Genomic DNA, 17095 nt, shown 5'->3' with positions numbered 1-17095 from the left:
ATAAACTTAAGAATATCAATAGTTTAGAATTGTTCAAAACAGTATTCGTGAGGGGGTGCTCCTTGTTTCAAAAACAAAGAAAAAACAGGAGTTTATTTATCATATTTTCCAAATTTTGCGACGAAAATACATGCCCCGCCTAACCTTCACGAAACCGTGAGCAGGAGGGGCCGCACCTTTGCAAGGTCCGCCGCCGGACCGGGCCGGTTTCCGTTCAGGCGCCGCGGCAGGCCAAGGGTTTGTCTGCGGGGGCTTCTACTCTGACAGCACCCGCTGGGTTGGAAAGATGATTTCCACAAGGGTTCCCTGATCCGGAGTGGAATCGATGTGGAAGCTTGCCCGGTTGGCTTCCACCAGCGCTTTTGTCAGCGGCAGGCCCAGACCCGTTCCACCACCCCGGCTGGAGGTGTGCAGCTGCCGGAAAGGCTCCAGCGCTGCCGTCAGCTGTTTTGCGGTCATGCCGGTGCCCGTATCCCGCACCCGCAGCGCCACTTCACCGTTGCTTTCCAGCACCGTGGACAGGATCACCTGTCCGCCGGACTTGTTGTATTTGATCGCGTTGGACAACAGGTTCAGCACGATCTGGCGCAGGGAGCGCGGATCGGCGACCACATCGGGCATGGTGTCAGGCAGGCTGGTGCGGATGATCACCCGGTCCCGGTTGGCCTGGGGCTGCATCAGGGCCACACATTCGTTGATGACGTCATTGCTCGACACGGCGGTAAAGTTCATGTCCAGCTTGCCCGCCTCGATCTTGGAGAGATCCAGAAGATCATTGATCAGGCTCATGATATGGGAGCCGGAGGTGCGGATGTCTTTCAGGTAGTCCTTGTAGCGGTCATTGCCGATGGGCCCGAAGCGTTCTTCCATCATGACCTCGGAAAACCCGATAATCGCATTGAGCGGCGTGCGGATCTCGTGGCTGATCTTGGCAAGGAAATCGGATTTCTGAGAATTTGCATTCTCCGCCTGGCGCTTGGCTTCGGTCAGTTCCTCTTCCGCCGACTTCCACTGGGTGATGTCGCGCAGGACAGCGCAATATTTGGCTTCCTCATCACGGCTGGTGATCCGCCCCATGGTCATGAACAGGGGGATGATCCCGCCGGCCGGCACCTGTCCGAGCACTTCGCGGCCGTCATTCAGGATGCTGGCCACGCCATTTCGGGACAAGCCGTCCAGATAATCGGACGCGGCCCGGTGGCTTTCCGGGGCCAGAAACGATGTCAGAGGCGCACCGATCATATCGGTCCGGCTGGCGCTGAACAGGGCTTCGGCAGAGCCGTTGACCTTTAGGATCGTGCCGTGCTGATCAAGAACCAGAACGCCATCGGTCGCCGTCTCCAGGATCGTTTCCATCTCGGAAATCTGATTGCGGGCGCTGTCCAGTTCCGCGCGCACTCCGGCAAAGAAATTCGGCGCTGCAGGGGCCGCCACCGGCTGGGCCGGTTTCAACGGGCGCTCGGTGATTGAAATCATCAGACCCCGCGTGCCGTTCCACGGAACGGAGTGCATATGGGCATCCACATTTAGAACGCCGCCATCGGCCATGCGCATCTTCAGGGCCTCGTCGACTTCCCCGTCAACGCCAACCGCATCCGCTAGATCGTCCGTATCGTCAATGAAAAGGGCTTCCAGACCGCCCGCTTCCGACAATTTTGAAATGGTCGGATAGCCAAGCATTTTGAGCAGCGCCTTGTTGGCGTAGAGCACTTCCCGATCATGCACGATGGATATGCCGATTGGCAGGCGGTCCAGCAGGGTCGGGTCAATCGGTCCGGCCTCCGGCACCAGCTCCTGCGGCAGCTCAAGGATCGGGCTGTCCTCCTCACCGCCGGAATCGGGAGCGTCGAAATCGTCCAGATCCCCTTCAAGCCTTGCGCCAAGGGCTTCGGCGATTTTGCGGAAGGCCTGGCGCTCGGGCCGGGAGAGGCCGGATGTGTCGACAGGCACCACCCGTGGCCGGGCCGTCGCCAGCGGAATAACCTGGCCGGTCTTCTGGACCGGGCCGTCCTCGTGTTCAGCGGCAGCCCCATCGCGCGGGGGCGTGTTCGCACCGCCACCTGTGTCCTGCTCTTCGTCTCCAAAGGCGGCGGTTTCTTCAAAGAATTCGCGCTCTTCGTCATCGGAGAGAGTCGAGCCGGTGTCCTCCACCGCGTCCGCTTCGTTCACATCTTCCTCCGGACGGGAGCTGCGGCCATCCGGGGAATTGTCCTGCGCGGTGCTGCCAATGACAGGGATCCCGGCACCGTCATCCGCGTCAGAGGTGTCCGGCTCCTGATCGGCGTCCGCATCAACCATAATGTCCAGGCGGTCCTCGTCAGTCTCCTCTATAAAGTCGGCAAAAGAGATGTCGAGCAGCGGTGTCGTGCTGACTTCTGCCGCCAGAAAGGCCTCGTCGTCAGCAAGATCTGACGTGTCTCTGGGGCTCGATGAAAGGGTCTGCGCGTCAAGGCCTTCAGTTTCATCTGCTCCGTGCGATGCTAGCGCGCTGTCCGGGTTGTCGATGAGTTGGGAGGGATCGGGCGTCTCGAACAGGTCCGGCGATTTTTTCTCCGCAGCCTTGTAGGACTTTGCAAGGCTCTTGACCGCACTTTCGATTTCAGAGGGCTTGAGTTCAGCCGACCCGGTGATGCCAGTTGGAATGTCCGCATCGTCCGGCTTGGGGGCAGGCGCCGCGCTGGAGGCAGCCGCTGAGCCCGCCTGATTTCTCGCGCGGCGCGCGGGAACGGAGACTTCGGCAATATAGCCGCCATTTTCATGGGTGAAGCTTCGATCGTCTTCGTTCGCCCCATCTTCGTCCACACTAACAGCGCCCGCTTCATCCTGCTGGTCATCGTCCTGCTGCGGCGCTGCGGCCTTCGGCCCGGTGTCTTCTGAGCCGTCCGCGTCTTTGGCGTCATCCGGAGCGGTGTTTTCAGCGTCTTTCACGGAGTCCGCAGGATCGTCAAAGGGGCCCTTGCTGTCCTCAGCCGCGTCCAGTGCGGCGGCCGCCTTTTTCAGATCGTCCGATAGGCTTGTGTCTTCGAAAGGCTGGTCTTCGCGCGGGCTGTCGTCCGGCGCCGGCGCTGAAGGCGGCGCACCGGCCGCAGTGCCAGCCGGATCAGCCCCTGTCTTGCCCTTGAACACGGCCAGAGAGCCGACCAGGGCTGCGGCGCTGGCTCCCAGAAAGGTGCGGCCCCCAAGGGAATTGGGCTGGGCTGGTTTCAAGTCTTCCAGCCGAGCCTGGGCAGGTGCGGTGTCCGGAGCAGGGCCCTCGGCGCCATCGTCAAAAGCGTCTTCGGGGAGGCCGTCAGGATCTTCAAGCGCATCCGCTTGCGGCGGTGGCTGGCGTTTTTCTGCGCTGTCCTCGTCCGCGCGGTCTTCAGCGCCGTCAGTCTCCTTCGGGTCGAACAGGCCGTCATCCGCAAGCTCAAGTGGAGTGCCAGCGTCTTTGTCTTCGTCTTTGCCTTCTGGCGCGGAAGCTGGCGCGGGAACAAAGCCATGCGGGTCCTGAACCGCATCGGAGGTGCGGCAGACGCCAAAGCCACGGTAGCCTTCAAACCGGCGCTCCCGGTCAAAGGCGGGCAGGGCGGCCATGTCGACCGGCACCCGGAGAGCAGCACCGCTCACGGGCCAGTCAACAGTCTTGCCGCTCCAGGTGTCGCGCCGGTCCAGCGCCCTTGCAATCTGACCGCGCGGGTCCAGGCCGAACCGGTCAGACACTTCTTCCCATGTCAGGCCGACAATATCGGTCGCGTCCGGGCCCAGCACATCGGCAAATTCATCGGAGAGGAAGGTGAAGCGCTGGGCCATATCCATCTTCCAGGCAAAGCGCACCGGGCGGCGGCGCGGCTGGAACACGAACGCCTCTGGCGTGCTGACCGGGGTCAGCTCAGGCAGGGCATCCTCATCCCGGCCGTCGTCGTCCTCCGGCCTGTCGTCTGGAGCCGGCGCTTTGGCCTCGTTTTGCCCCTCATTCGGCAGCGCCTCCTCAAGAAGGTCCGCCTCCACCTCTTCCAAAGGGTCCGCCTCAAGAGCGCTTTCGTCGTCTAAAGTCCCGTCCGAAGCATTCTCTGAAACATCTTGCCCGTCACTTTCATCATGCTCCATATCCGCTGCAGTATCCGCGGCAAGAGACACGCTGGGCTCCCCGCTTGCCGTAACTTGGCCCGCATCTTCAGCGGCCTTGTCTCCGGCCGGGCTGCCGTCTGTGTTCTCAGCGGCGGCCGGCTTGCCGGTGTCTCGCTGCTCCGGCCCGGCCGCTTCCAAAGCGCCGCCGTTGTCCTGAGGCATCTCGGCTTGATCAAAGGAGGAAAAATCTTTTTCTACCTCTGCGTCATCTGTCGCAGCGTCCAAAGATGTCGCGGTGGAGGGCATGCCGTCCTCGGCCGTGGCCGCCCAGGCAGTGCTGGCGGAGGTTTCGGCGGCCGCCTGAGCGTCACCTCCGCCTTCCTCTGGCGTGTCGTCCGGGAACTGCACATTGGCATTGTCCGCCAGGGGCGTGTTGCTCAAGACAACAACTTTCGGCCCGGCCGGGATCTGCAACACGGCGCCATCGTGAAACCGCCCCTCCAGATCAAGCGGGCCGAACAGGACCCTTTGACCTTTTGGCAGATCAAGGTCTTCCGGGGTGCTTCCCAGGGCGCCGAAACGGGCATCCACCGTGCCGCCGGTCATCAGATAGGCGGTGATGCCATCGCCTTTCAACAGCTGCGCAAAGGCCGGGATGGGCTCTCGCGTCAGTGTTAAGCCCTTGTCCGTACACACGATCAGCGCAGCATTGCCGCCATCCTCCAACGCAATGCGCTTGCACTGGCAGGTCAGGAGCATAACCCGCAGGCCCTTGTAGAACCGCAGCCGGTCGATGCTGAATTTCCCGGTCTGGCCGGTCTCGGCAATTCGGGCGATATGGGGGCGGGCAGGGGAACGCTCAAGCGAGGTCAGGCCGGACAGTTCACGCACGTTCTGGGCTGAAAAGAATGCGGCTCCGGCCGCATTCGCCCACAGGATCCTGGAGCCGTCGGCCGACCAGAGCCAGGCTGCGCGCGTGTCGGCAGCCAGTTGGACCAGATCATTCATGGCACTGAATTCCAGGAATGATTGGGTCTGAGTGTCCATCGCTTTGCTCCAGGGGGCGGCGATACCGGAAAGAAAAGGGACTGCCGCCAATTCGCGTGCTTTTGTAAACATTCTGTTAATACAAGCAAAGCTTGACAACGTCCACGTAAAGCAAGGTTGCTAAAGGACTTACATGAAGGCGTGGTTAATCTGACAGGGTTCGTTTGCCGGATTGCCATCTGCGTGTTACGAATTTTTGGCAGGAACAAATCTCAAGAATTGCGGGCGCCCCCTGCCCGTGAGCCGAGGAGCGCCAAGATGAGCACTGACAAGACCGGGTTCGAAGTCCCTGAACAAATGCGTGATTTCGCAGAGAAAAGCGTCGATCAGGCCCGCAAGGCCTTTGACGATTTCATGGGCGCCACCCACAAGGCCGTCTCCAATGTGGAAGACAGCGCCAATGCGGTGCAGGCCGGTGCGGCCGATGTGAACAAAAAGGCGCTCGGTTACGCGGAAGAGCATGTGAACGCAGCGTTCAAATTCGCCCAGGAACTGGTCAAGGCGGAGAATGTCGAAGACATGATGAAGCTTCAACAGGCGTATCTGCGCGGCCAGATGGAAGCGCTTGGCGAACAGGCCCGCGAGGTCTCCAACTCCGCGAGCAAGGCGGTGCAGGACGCGGCCAAGGCCGCCCAGAAAAAGTAACACCGGACCAAAGCCGGACACACTTCCGGCCCTCGGGGGGGGCAGGCCCCCCCCTAGCCCCGAAAGGGGCAACAAGACCCTCAGGGACCTCCGGAAGCCTTCCGGGGGCGGCGGCGGCGGCAGGGCCCTGCGTTCCGTCCTCAATAGCAACTTTTTCTCCCCCGCAGACCGGCGTTTTCGTCGGCTCAGGCGTGCGGGTGTATCCGGCGCCCCGGACTGCACCCACGGACTGAACCCACGGACTGGCCCCCCCTCCCGGACTGGCCGCTCTCCCGGCCGGCCTGCGGTGCCAGTCTGGAGCAGGCTGTGGCGCTGGCTTTGGCCCGATGCGCCCGGATAGCCCCCAAGGCGGTAGGGACCCTAGCGCTCCTGACCCTTCCGGCAGCGACCGTCCCGAAAGACCATCCGTATAAGTGGCAGGACGGGAAACCGTTCTCTAGATCATGTGAAAAATATGCAACCATGACGCGTTGTGCAGTGCAAAAAAATATTGCAACGCAGCAAGAGATGTCCTATATAGGGACTGCGGATGACGACAGGGTCCGCCGGCAGATGGACCGGCGGGATGAATTTGCACCGATGATCGCGTCCGGACCCAAGGAGATGAGATCATGACTGACACGACGACGACCGCCAAAGCGGCCCCGAAAGCACGCACCACCAAAGCCAAGACCGCAGCTCCGGCTGGGGTCGCGTTCCCGGACTTTGAGGCTTTTGCAATGCCGAAAATGGAAATCCCGGCTGCGTTCCGTGAAGCCACTGAAAAAGGCATCGAAAACGCCCGTGAAGCTTATGCCAAGGTCAAGACCGCTGCAGAAGATGCGACCGACCTGATGGAAGACACGTTTGAAACCTCCCGCCAGGGCGTGGTTGAGTTCAACCACAAGGCTGTCGATGCGGCCAAGACCAATGCGGATGCGGCCTTCACCTTCATCAAGGACATCATGTCTGCCAAGACCCTTGCTGAAGCCATTGAGCTGCAGTCCACCTTCGCCCGCCAGCAGTTCGACACTCTGAGCGCCCAGTCCAAGGAAATGCAGGAACTGGCCACCAAGCTCGGCACCGACGTGTCTGCTCCGGTTAAGGAAGCCATGGAAAAGTCCTTCAAGGATCTGAAGGTCAACTGAGCTTTTTTAAGCTGAGGGCCAAGCCTGCCCGCAGGCGGCCCCAAAAACCGATGCCCGGGATTGTCCCGGGCATTTGCTTTTCAACAGGCCGGATTTTTCCGAAAATTCGCGCTTGCCGGTTCCGGAAAACAGGGGTAGAAGACGCCCTTGAAAATGGCGGTCCGGGCCATTAAGGTCCGCGCCACTTGAACGCCTTAGCAGACGTAGCTCAGTTGGTTAGAGCGTCGGATTGTGGCTCCGAAGGTCGGTGGTTCGAATCCACCCGTCTGTACCATTCTTCCAGAAAGTCAGAATTTCGCGAACGCGTGGACCGGGGCGTTGGGATCGGTTCGCCGCTGAAGTCCCGGTTTGTGGATATTTGAACGGCGCGAAGGTGCCAGACTTATCGCCTGAGGCTCAAGGCAAATCCGTTGGAGGCAGGCAGCGCAAGGCAAAGCCGATCAAACGCGATTTGCTTCAAAGACACTTCTCAAAATACATGTTGAAGAGAATGGAGTTTCCGTCGTCTGAGCGCACGGTATAGTGCCCACCTTCGTCCTTTGAGGCCGGGCCCCAGGTGAAGCCCTGCTGAGTTGTCATTTCAGGCTCAGGCAGTCCCCGGAACATATACGAGCGCATCGGCCCCCAAAGCGTACTGGTTCCCGTTTGGCCATCTGGTGTGGTGAAGGAGAAGACGAGGCCAATCGCTGGTATCTTCCTGCTTGAGCCTTGAATGGGCCATAAGCCCGTTCCTTCTTTCAGAACTTTTGCCTCTATGCCCTTTTCCGCCAGGAACCAAAGCGACGGCCCCGGACACATTTCCGCCAGGGCGGGAGTTGAGAGGGGTGCGAGGGTGGCCAGGGCGAGAGTTGACAGCAAGCCAGCAGAACGGGTCCATGTCCTTGAGAAACAGCGCATTGTGAGGCTCCGGAAACGAAAGGGAGAGGGCTGGAAGCGAAATGATCCGAAGGTCAGCGTGACACAGAAATCCCAAAGGCGCATCACAATTCATTCAACCTTAAATTATTTTTTTGACAACTACACCAGCCTGCTTCTGCGGGTATTTGACGGCTGAAGAGCTGTTGTCCTAAGGGGGAAGCAGAATCCACGCACCCGCTCTGGTGGCTGGGCGTGGTCAAGATAAGATCCGGAAAGCGCGGGCGGGCGGACGAACCTCTGCCGGGCTGCAGAGTGGAACGGTTCTGGACTGGTTGAGTAGGAATGGGGGTGACATGGTGAAGGACACGAAGGAACTCAAGATACGGATCAAACGGCTGCCGGGACAGGTGTTGCTGGCGCTGGTCAATGCGACTGCGCTGCTGGTGATTGCGGCCTGTCTTCTGGTGATCGTGGTCCTGAACCGGGTGGACCATGTGGGCGCGCAGCTGGGGGCAACGGTGAGTGAGGCGGCGCTGGCCCGGCTGGAGATGACCCCGGCCACTTTTGAAGAACGCCTGCGGGAAATGGAAGGGCGGACCGACTATCTGGTCTCTTTGCTGACCGCGCCCGGAGCGCCGGAACATTGGGAAATGACCCATCAGGTTGCGCAGCTCAACGAGACCCTGACCAGTGTCAAGCAGGTGGCCGACCTGATCGGCGCTGGCGGGCCGGACGTGCTGGATGCAGCTTTCAAACAGGCCGGAGCGACACTCACCGACACCCTGTTCGTGCTGCGCAGCTGCAAGAGGGCGCGGGAGGCGTCAGACCGGGCAGAGTCTGCGTCCAAGTCCTGAAGCTGCGGCCTTAAAAGCCGCTTCTGCAGGACCAGTCCTTCTACAGTCTCTATCCGTTGAGATTGGTATCACCCCTGAAAAACGTCCGCCCATTCAGGGTGTTTTTGACGTTGGGCATTCACATAGGGGCAGAGTGGCACGATCTTTGTCCCGGTTTCGCGGGCGTCAGCCACCAGCCGCTCCACCAGGGCCTTGCCGACACCAAGCCCGCGCAAGGTGTCCGGAACACCGGTGTGGTCCGCAATGATCAGGTGGTCGTTGACAATGGAAAAGGTCAGTTCCGCCGGATCATCAAATCCGTCGACCGCGGCCACATATCGGCCCTTGGCGCCGCTCTTTTCCAAAGTGATCTGTATACGGGGTGTTTCAGACATCGAGGTCTCCAAAAGCTTGGTCAGACACCAGGTGCGGCTAACCTGCCGGGACTGGATCTGCGGTGAGGGGATTTTACCGGTCTCAACTGAGAGCCTCCTCCAGGGAGAGGGACGCTATTCCCTGGAAGGGGCCTTTTTTGCAGGGGCGTTGCGGCGCCTTATTCAGGCAGAGCGCGTTTCACCGGATTTGCCTTGCGCTGTCTGACATCAAAGATGTCAACGCAAAGGACAAAGCGGTTTGAAACCGGAGCAACGCGATAAGCTTTAAGCAGCCAGATCAAACAGCAGGAACTCGGCCGGTTCCTGAGCTGTCAGGTCGATCCGGCCGGGCTCCAGCAGGCCGAGCCCGTCTCCGGCTGTCAAGGTTTGGCCGTCCACACTCACCTTGCCCTTGACGATCTGGATCCAGGCCTTGCGGCCTGCAGCGATCTCATGGGAGACGCTTTTATCGGCGCTCAGCAGGCTGGCATAAAGGCTGACATCCTGGTGAATGATCACCGAGCCATCGCGTCCGTCGCGGGAACCGATCAACCGGAGCCGGTCCTGCTTCTCGCTGTCGGCAAAGGTCTTTTGCTCATAGCCTGGGGCGAGGCCATCGGCTTGCGGAACAATCCAGATCTGCAGGAAATGGACCGGGTCCTTGTCCGAATGGTTGAACTCGCTGTGGCGCACGCCGGTGCCCGCGCTCATGCGCTGCAGGTCACCTGGACGGATCACCGAACCGGTGCCAAGGGAATCCTTATGCTCCAGGCCGCCGGAGACGACATAGGAGAGGATCTCCATATTCTGATGCGGGTGGGTGGGAAACCCGGCGGATGGAGCCACCTTGTCCTCATTGATCACCCGCAGCGCTCCGAAGCCGATATGGTTCGGATCGAAATAGGAGCCAAAGGAGAAGGTGTGTTTGCTTTTCAGCCAGCCGAAATCGGCATCGCCGCGGGCATCTGACGGACGGAAGATCTGGGTCATGTGTCAATCCTTTCCCGAACGTTGGGGGCATGGAACCACTCCATGCGCTGTTGAGGGAAAGATTGGCCCGTTGGTGCCACTTTACAATTCCGGCGTTGATTAACGATTAGTCCAGTAATATTGAACAATATTCTTCGGCAAATCTATTGAATCGCTTTGGGCAGATCCGCCCGCTGCTGGTTATGCCCGGCGATACGGCGGGTTTTCTCGCTGTCCACTGCCAGGGGCCTGCCTGCAGGATCAAATGCCGTCTTGAAGGTGAAGGCAGCGGCTGTGGGCCCGTCATCGCCGAGCCGTTCCAGGTGCTCAACGGCTTCTGCCCAGCCCGGCTTGTGGCCGACCGGAACCCACCACAGCACATAGGGCGGATAGTCGATGGCGTCGTGAAAAAGGGGCCCAAGCCGCAGGATCTTGCCGTGGGCGCCGCGGTAAACGGCGGCAAGGGCCGATTCCAGATCCTGCCAAAGGGAAATAGTGGAGGGAGCCCAGCCGTCACCAGTGTCGCTCCAGTATTTGGGAAACACCTGATCGCCCCAGAGCTCCGTGCCCGCCTCATCCTCATAGCCTGCCCGGGCAATAAAGCCGTCCGAGCGTTCCATGGCGGCCCAGATCCCCGGTTCGCTGGAGAAAAACGGGTCATTCACCGGTTCATCCGCACGGGTTTTGAATTGAGCAAATGTATAAAGCGCAAGCCAGTGGCCGGACATGGAATCTCCCCTCAGTCCAGGCAGAACCCTGTCGTGTCTCAAGGCCTTGCGCAAGGGGGGCTCTCCCATGAGATTGCCATTCGATGAGGCTTTGAAACAGCTTCTCCTGCCAAAGGGTGTTGACGTGCCCCCTTTGATGGACCATTCCCCTCTGCCTGACAGAATAAACGGTGCAGCACGCCCTCAGCCAGTCTGCGGGACTGGCCGGAAAGGAGACCAGTTTGGACGATCTCAGCCTTTTATCCCTCAGCCTCCTGGCGGTTTCCCTTCTGGCCACCGGGGTGGTGGCGGGGATTATTGCCGGATTGCTCGGAGTTGGCGGCGGCATCGTGATCGTGCCGGTTCTCTATTACATGTTCACCGCGCTTAAGATGGACCCTGACGTGCTCATGCATGTGGCTGTTGGAACGTCCCTTGCGACGATCCTGGCCACGGGCACCTCTTCGGCCCGCGCCCATTTCAAACGGGGCAGTGTGGATTTGGATCTGCTTAAACGCTGGTGGTGGGCAATTGCCCTCGGGGTGCTGGCGGGCGGTACGCTTGCGGGAAATATCTCCGGCGGAGCGCTGACCCTGGTTTTCGGCATCGTCGCGCTGGCCGTGGCTGCCAACATGCTGTTCCGCAAGGACGGCTCCCACCTGGCGGACAAGCTGCCCGGTTCGCCGGTCAAGGAATTGCTCGGCGTGTTGATCGGCGGCATTTCGGTGATGATGGGCATTGGCGGCGGCACGCTCGGCGTGCCCACCCTGACCCTGTTCAACTACCCGATCCGCAAGGCGGTCGGCACGGCGGCGGCGATTGGTCTGATCATCGCCGTGCCCGGTACGCTGCTCTCGATCTTTTTCGGCCTGGGCGCAGAGGGAAGACCGCCCCTGTCGCTGGGCTATGTCAACCTGATCGGGTTTCTGCTGATCATTCCGGCCTCCACCCTCACGGCACCGCTGGGCGCCAGAATAGCCCATGCCATTGACCCGGCCCGGCTCAAGCTGGTTTTTGCGCTGTTTCTCGGCTTTACCGGGCTGCGCATGATCTATGGGGTACTGCTCTGAGGGGCCTGGCGGCCGGGATGCCAAGGCGAATTGCCGTAAAGACAATGTCAACTGACCGAAAGCCGTCAGATCGCTTGCTATCAAATGACATTGGAATAAGGTGCTTTTTCGGATGACGCAGCAGCATCCGTGATAGGTGAATCAAAAGGTTTGATTGGTTTCCGGTCTGTCTTGCGCTGATAGTAAACGCTCCGATGCCGGACATCATTCCCAGTTCCTGGTCGCAAATGCTTGAGAAGACTGTAACCCTCAGCCTGAGAGGCTGCGCGCACGGGGCGCTTATTTCTGTTCCAGTCTTGCCAGGCGTGATTGCGCTCGGCCTGGTGTTCGGCACGGTGGCAGCCCAAAAGGGGCTGAGCCTGTTTGAAACCGTTCTGATGAATTCCGTTGTCTTTGCCGGGGCCAGCCAGTTCGTGGCCATGGAAATCTACAAGGATCCGCTCAACTGGGCGACGCTGATTGCCATGGTCGGGGCAACCGGTGCTGTCAATATGCGCATGCTTCTGATCGGCGCCAGCCTCAGGCCCTGGCTGGGGCAGGTTCCCGCCTATCAGACCTACCCGGCCCTGTTCTTCCTGACCGATCTCAACTGGCTATTGGCTTTGTCTCAATATGACAAGGGGGACCGGGACTGGGGCGTTTATCTTGGCAGCGGGATGCTGCTGTGGGCGGTCTGGTCTCTGGCGGCAGTGCCTGGCTTTTTCGCCGGGAGCCTGATTTCCGATCCGAAAATCTACGGCCTCGATGTGGTTCTGCCAGCGTTTTTTGCCGCGCTTCTGGTGCCCCTTTGGAAGGGCAAGCGCCAAACCTATAGCTGGCTGATTGCTGGCGGCGTGGCTGCTGTTACCTGGGCACTGCTTGGCGGCTATTGGAGCATTTTCACCGGCGCCATAGCGGGGGCTGTTGCCGGGGCGTATCTTGATGACTGAGGGCGCTTTTTCAGCAGACACCATGTTCCTGATCGCCGTCTTTCTGATGACGGCGATCACCTATTCCCTGCGCGCCGGAGGCTATTGGGTGATGGGGCGCCTGCCGATCACCCCTCGCATGCGCCGCGGTCTGGAGGCCTTGCCCGGCGCGATCATTGTCTCGACGATCCTGCCCATCATCCTGAAGGGTGGCCTTGTGGTCGGTCTGTGCATGATCGTGGCCACTGCCGCGCAGCTCAAACTGAAGAAGGAATATCTGGCGGTCATATGCGCTGCCGCCGCTGCCGCTGCATTTCGGGCAGGCGGACTTTAGACCGTAGCATGGTCCTGCGGTCGCAGACCGCAATCCGATTCCGAGGCTCCACAGCTAGGAGACAGGCTGCAGGCGGGGGCGGAGCACGTCCCGCGCCCTGTCCAGCGTTAGCGCCCTGCCGCCGCCCGCTTCAATCCGGGGCCAGGCCAACGTCCCGAGATCATAGCCAAGCTGTTGATCGACGATCTCCACGGTTGCATCTGAGGCATCCCCGGCCCTTGCGGCAACCCGGTCTTTCAGCGTTGCGGCTGGAGCTTCCAGCCACAGCCCGGCAAAGGCGGCGTCGACCGTAAGGGCAATGGCCTGGATCTTTGACCGTTCTGCTTCGGCAGCAAAGACTGCATCAAAAATGGCAGAGTGCCCGGCCGCCAGAACCGCCTGGATCTCGACGTCCAAGGCCTTGTAGACCCGGTCTGAAGCCTCTTTGGTATAGGCAGCGACCGGGGCTTTTTCGGTCTCGGACATGTTGAGCAGGCGCTTGCGCATTACATCCGTGCGCAGCACGCGCGCGCCCGGTGCCCTGCCAAGCTCCGGTGCCAGCCCATAGGAAAGGGTGGTCTTGCCCGTGCCGGACAGACCGCCAATGGCGGTCAGACAGGGCTGTGAGGGCTCCAGAAACGCCAGGGCGAAACGGAAGTAAGTTCCGGCTTCCTGCCGCTGGCGCTCTTTTTCGGCCGGATCGGACTGCTCAAGCGCAGCGCTGGCGGCAATTTTGGCCCGGATGGCAGCCCGCATCATCAGGTAAAAGGGCAGCGCGGCGAGCCCTTCGGCGGTGTGATCCAGGCGGGACAGGTCCAGATAGCGGTTGAAGACCCGGTTGGCTGCCCGTTTCTGGCCCCGTTCCCACAGGTCCATCAGTAAAAATGCGAGATCATAGAGCAGGTCGCCGGTCGCAATCGCATCGGAAAACTCCACCGCGTCGAACAGAACCGGCGCACCCTCGACCAGCACGATGTTCCGGGTATGGGCATCCCCATGGCACCGCCGGACGAGGCCTTGCTCTCCGCGCTTCAAGATCAGCGGCCGCAGATCCTCCAGCAAGGCGCGGGCGCGGGCCGTCAGGGTCTTGACTTCAGCGGCGGGAAACAGGTCCGGATGCGCATGAAACGCGGCGTCGTTCTGGTCCAGATAGCGGGCCAGCTCCGCATGAAAGGCGGCGCCGTCCCGCACCGGGGCCACCTCATGGGCGGCTGCCATCATGCGGGCCAGGGCATCCGACAGGCTGTCCGCCAGCGGGCCCTGATGCGCCAGCGCGGCCAGCTCGTTTTCCTGGTCAAACCGGGTCATCTCCACCACCCACTCGACCGGGTCTCCCGGACCGTTAAGCGCCAGCTGGCCATCGTCGCTGCGGGTGACAGGCAGAGCCTGACGGTAAATCTGTGGCGCGTTTGCCTTGTTGCAGCTGATCTCCGCCTTGCAGGCCGCTTCCCGAAGCGTCAGCGTCGAATAGTCCAGAAAAGGGAAGCTGATTGCACGTTTGACCTTGTAGGCACGGCTGTCCGTTAAAAAGATCACATTGGCGTGGGTATCGATCCGCTGAACCGGAGAGCGGCTGTCCAGATGCTGAAGAAATGCAAACACCTCGTTCTGGGACTGGACCATCTCATTTCCCTGTCGTTGCTTGACACTCTGACTGACGTTTGGGCAGATACTCAACACCCTTTGGGACAAAAGGGATTTGACCCTGCTCAATGCTGACGGGCCGGGATGTGACACAAATAAGGGACTGTGTCATTAGAGCGCTTCGCGCTCCAATGGATTCAAACCGGTTTGTCGTTTGCGTTGGCATCTTTGATGTCAGGCAGCGGCAGGCAAACCCGAAGAATGGCGGCTTGCGTCAGAGGAGGACCCCATGAGCATCCACCCGGCCCTGAAGAAGGTCAGGTTGAACCTGGCCCGGACAAAAGACTTTCCCAACGGCTCGGCGCAGCATGGCTATGAATTTACTGCGCCGCTGGATGAGACCGGTCATATCGATGCCGGGCTTTGGAAACAGGAACGGGACCATTGCCGCGTGCGCCGTTTTTGGGGCAGCGAAGAAGAGGAAGTCGGCCATCTGATTCACCGGCCGGGCGGTTCCTGGGCGTTCCACTATGATAGTGACGGCGATGATGATGATGAGGCGGGCTACCGGTTCGGCGCCCATGCTTTCAATCCGGGGGAATATGTCTCCATCAAGGACGAAGACGGCGACATGCACACCTTTCAGGTGGTGACGGTTCAGCCGTTGCAATAGGCCGGGCTGCGGCCCCACCGCTCAAAGACGCTGCCACTGGCCGGTGGTGCCGCGATCTGTGCCTGGTCACGGGTGTTTGGGTATGGTCGCTTGCCTATGGGGATCTTCCGATAGGCATTGGGTGCAGGTTCAATCCATATCAGAATGATCTCATTGCAAATAAATCTGATTTTTGGCTCTGACGGGCGGGTCTTTCATACGCTATAGAATGACCTATCAGAGTATTGGCAATCGGGAATGAGCATATGGACCAGAAAACCGGCGGCGAATTGTTGGTGGACGCGCTGGAGCGCCATGGGGCGGAACGGGTGTTCTGTGTGCCGGGCGAAAGCTATCTGGCCGTTCTCGATGCGCTCTATGATGCGTCCATTCCCGTGACCGTCTGCCGCCAGGAAGGCGGCGCAGCAATGATGGCCGACGCCTATGGCAAGCTCACCGGCAAGCCGGGCATCTGCATGGTCACTCGTGGTCCTGGCGCCACCAATGCCTCGGCCGGTGTGCATGTGGCAGCGCAGGATTCCACGCCGATGATCCTCTTCATCGGCCAGATCGAGCGCGGCATGCGCGAGCGTGAAGCGTTTCAGGAGGTCGATTACCGGCAGATGTTCGGTGGCATTGCCAAATGGGTTGCCGAAATCGACCATGCGGACCGGGTCCCCGAGTTTTTGTCCCGCGCCTATCATGTGGCCACCTCCGGCCGTCCGGGCCCGGTGGTGCTGGCTCTGCCGGAAGACATGCTGGTGGAAACGGCGGCCGTTTCCCAGCCGCCGGCCTGGAAGCAAGTGGAAACCCATCCGGGCCTGAGCCAGATGGCAGATCTGCAAAAGCGGCTCTGGGCGGCCGAGCGGCCCGTGGCGATCCTTGGCGGCAGCCGCTGGTCGGAAGAGGCGGTTGCCGCCTTTACCCGCTTTGCCGAGCGCTTCGATTTGCCCGTAGCCTGTTCTTTCCGCCGTCAGATGCTGTTCGACAATCTGCATCAAAATTATGCCGGGGACGTGGGCATTGGCATCAATCCCAAACTGGCCACGCGGATCAAGGCGTCCGATCTTGTCCTGCTTGTGGGCGGGCGCCTGTCGGAAATGCCCAGCCAGTCCTACACGCTGCTGGACATCCCGTCCTCCGGCCAGCAGCTGGTGCATGTCCATCCGGACCCGGAAGAACTCGGCCGGGTCTATCATGCGGATCTGGCCATCAATGCCAGCCCGACCGGGTTCTGCAAGGCGGTTGAAGGCCTGCAGCCGCCTGCGGAGCTGAAGGGGGCAGGAGAGGCGGCCGCTGCCCATCAGGACTATCTGGATTGGTCCGGAGCGCGGCCCGAAACGGCTGGCGCGCTGCAGATGGCAGGCGTCATGGACTGGCTTGAGGACAACCTGCCGGACGATGTGGTCTGCACCAACGGAGCAGGCAATTATGCCACCTGGCTGCACCGGTTCCACCGGTTCCGCCGCTTCGGCACCCAGGCCGCGCCCACATCCGGCTCCATGGGCTACGGTCTTCCGGGGGCCGTGGCCGCCAAGCTGGCCTTTCCGCAGCGCGAAGTGGTCTGTTTTGCCGGGGATGGCTGCCTGCAGATGACCTTGCAGGAATTTGGCACCGCCTGTCAGGAAGGTGCCAACATCATCGTGCTGGTCATCGACAACGGCATGTATGGCACGATCCGGATGCATCAGGAGCGCACCTATCCGGGCCGCCCGTCGGCCACCAAACTGGTCAACCCGGATTTTGCGGCGCTGGCGCGCACCTATGGGGCTTTTGGTGCCACGGTGGTGACGACGGAAGAGTTCGGCCCGGCCTTTGACCAGGCACGCGCCTCCGGCAAACCGGCCATCCTGCATCTGAAGCTGGACCCGGAAGCCATTACGCCCGCTGCGTCCCTGAGCCAGATCCGCGCGGTGGCCGAAGCGAAGTAATGCTGCCGATGGGCTGATTTCCGACAC

At 60.7% G+C, this 17095-nt stretch carries 14 protein-coding genes and 1 tRNA gene; 9 read left to right on the top strand and 6 right to left on the bottom strand.

From position 1 onward, the window contains the following. Positions 1–255: 255 nt before the first annotated feature. Positions 256–5097, bottom strand: coding sequence for a PAS domain-containing sensor histidine kinase (locus ACXAH0_RS17460; protein ID WP_475193434.1), 4842 nt, complete (start codon positions 5095–5097; stop codon positions 256–258). Positions 5098–5355: 258 nt separating this feature from the next. Between ACXAH0_RS17460 and ACXAH0_RS17455 the strand changes: the two genes are divergently transcribed. From ACXAH0_RS17455 to ACXAH0_RS17445, 3 genes are all read left to right on the top strand, one after another. Further along, entirely contained in the window at positions 5356–5742 is a 387-nt protein-coding gene (locus tag ACXAH0_RS17455) for a phasin (RefSeq protein ID WP_475177388.1), read from the top strand. A gap of 611 nt (positions 5743–6353) precedes the next feature. Then, the gene (locus tag ACXAH0_RS17450) at positions 6354–6869 is read left to right on the top strand and encodes a phasin (RefSeq protein ID WP_475177385.1); all 516 of its coding nucleotides are present in this window, start codon (positions 6354–6356) and stop codon (positions 6867–6869) included. A gap of 197 nt (positions 6870–7066) precedes the next feature. Continuing rightward, a tRNA-His gene (locus ACXAH0_RS17445) sits at positions 7067–7143 on the top strand. 182 nt (positions 7144–7325) lie between these two features. Here ACXAH0_RS17445 and ACXAH0_RS17440 read toward each other — a convergent pair. Further along, the gene (locus ACXAH0_RS17440) at positions 7326–7448 is read right to left on the bottom strand and encodes a hypothetical protein (protein WP_475177379.1); all 123 of its coding nucleotides are present in this window, start codon (positions 7446–7448) and stop codon (positions 7326–7328) included. A 632-nt stretch (positions 7449–8080) separates the two neighbouring features. Here ACXAH0_RS17440 and ACXAH0_RS17435 point away from each other — a divergent pair. After that, a complete protein-coding gene (locus ACXAH0_RS17435) occupies positions 8081–8581 on the top strand; it encodes a hypothetical protein (protein ID WP_475193429.1) in 501 nt (166 codons plus the stop codon). A gap of 68 nt (positions 8582–8649) precedes the next feature. Here ACXAH0_RS17435 and ACXAH0_RS17430 read toward each other — a convergent pair whose 3' ends face one another. The 3 genes from ACXAH0_RS17430 to ACXAH0_RS17420 all read right to left on the bottom strand — a co-directional run bounded on the left by ACXAH0_RS17430 (position 8650) and on the right by ACXAH0_RS17420 (position 10631). After that, positions 8650–8955, bottom strand: coding sequence for a GNAT family N-acetyltransferase (locus ACXAH0_RS17430; protein WP_475177371.1), 306 nt, complete (start codon positions 8953–8955; stop codon positions 8650–8652). Between the two features lie 264 nt (positions 8956–9219). After that, positions 9220–9924: a pirin family protein gene (locus ACXAH0_RS17425; RefSeq protein WP_475177367.1), complete on the bottom strand. Its 705-nt coding sequence runs from the start codon at positions 9922–9924 to the stop codon at positions 9220–9222. A gap of 143 nt (positions 9925–10067) precedes the next feature. Next, positions 10068–10631, bottom strand: a complete 564-nt coding sequence (locus ACXAH0_RS17420) for a DUF3291 domain-containing protein (RefSeq protein ID WP_475193426.1) — start codon at positions 10629–10631, stop codon at positions 10068–10070. Positions 10632–10852: 221 nt separating this feature from the next. On the opposite strand from ACXAH0_RS17420, the gene ACXAH0_RS17415 reads away from it, so the two are divergent. From ACXAH0_RS17415 to ACXAH0_RS17405, 3 genes are all read left to right on the top strand, one after another. Further along, positions 10853–11680, top strand: coding sequence for a sulfite exporter TauE/SafE family protein (locus tag ACXAH0_RS17415; RefSeq protein ID WP_475193423.1), 828 nt, complete (start codon positions 10853–10855; stop codon positions 11678–11680). Between the two features lie 227 nt (positions 11681–11907). Continuing rightward, on the top strand, positions 11908–12609 hold the full coding sequence (locus tag ACXAH0_RS17410; RefSeq protein ID WP_475193417.1) for an AzlC family ABC transporter permease: 702 nt from the start codon (positions 11908–11910) through the stop codon (positions 12607–12609). Beyond that, the gene (locus tag ACXAH0_RS17405) at positions 12602–12922 is read left to right on the top strand and encodes an AzlD family protein (RefSeq protein WP_475193413.1); all 321 of its coding nucleotides are present in this window, start codon (positions 12602–12604) and stop codon (positions 12920–12922) included. Before ACXAH0_RS17410 ends, ACXAH0_RS17405 begins: the two co-directional genes overlap by 8 nt. Positions 12923–12976: 54 nt before the next feature. Here the strand turns inward: ACXAH0_RS17405 and ACXAH0_RS17400 are convergent, their stop codons facing one another. After that, positions 12977–14524, bottom strand: a complete 1548-nt coding sequence (locus ACXAH0_RS17400) for a bifunctional aminoglycoside phosphotransferase/ATP-binding protein (RefSeq protein WP_475193409.1) — start codon at positions 14522–14524, stop codon at positions 12977–12979. A gap of 250 nt (positions 14525–14774) precedes the next feature. Between ACXAH0_RS17400 and ACXAH0_RS17395 the strand changes: the two genes are divergently transcribed. After that, positions 14775–15158 carry a hypothetical protein gene (locus ACXAH0_RS17395; RefSeq protein ID WP_475193402.1) on the top strand — a complete coding sequence of 128 codons (384 nt, stop codon included), beginning with the start codon at positions 14775–14777 and terminating at the stop codon, positions 15156–15158. A gap of 245 nt (positions 15159–15403) precedes the next feature. Beyond that, positions 15404–17068 carry a thiamine pyrophosphate-binding protein gene (locus ACXAH0_RS17390; protein WP_475193399.1) on the top strand — a complete coding sequence of 555 codons (1665 nt, stop codon included), beginning with the start codon at positions 15404–15406 and terminating at the stop codon, positions 17066–17068. Positions 17069–17095: the final 27 nt, after the last annotated feature.

The sequence above is a fragment of the Roseibium sp. AWQ4_290 genome (assembly GCF_056160985.1).
The sequence above is the reverse complement of the archived record's forward strand: the minus strand, read 5'-3'. Positions and strand labels throughout refer to the sequence as shown.